At 66.6% G+C, this 437-nt stretch carries 1 protein-coding gene; it reads right to left on the reverse strand.

Annotation, left to right across the window (positions count from 1 at the left end):
• The coding region (locus G3I71_RS47060; RefSeq protein WP_275409444.1) for a citrate/2-methylcitrate synthase at positions 1-437 on the reverse strand (437 nt) is incomplete at both ends.

Below are 437 nucleotides of genomic sequence, written 5' to 3' on the forward strand. Positions count from 1 at the left end.
CGGAGATCGAGGCGAACATGTTGGCCTGCGAGGAGCCGACCAGACGCACGGTGGAGGTCGAGCAGTTCTGCTCGTGGTCCGCGTGCAGGATCAGCAGCTTGTCGAGCGCCGAGACCACGACCGGGTCCAGGTCGTACTCCTGGGCCGGCACGGAGAAGGTCATGCGCAGGAAGTTCTCGACGTAGCCGAGGTCGTTGCGCGGGTAGACCACCGGGTGGCCGACCGACTTCTTGTACGCGTACGCCGCGATCGTCGGCAGCTTGGCCAGCAGCCGGATCGGCGAGAGGTGGCGCTGCTGGTCGTCGAAGGGGTTGTGGCTGTCCTGGTAGAACGTGGACAGCGCGCTGACCACGGAGGACAGCATCGCCATCGGGTGCGCGTCCCGCGGGAAGCCGTCGTAGAAGCGCTTCACGTCCTCGTGCAGCAGCGTGTGCTGG

The sequence above is a fragment of the Streptomyces sp. SID12501 genome, from assembly GCF_010550245.1.
Lineage (GTDB): Bacteria > Actinomycetota > Actinomycetes > Streptomycetales > Streptomycetaceae > Streptomyces.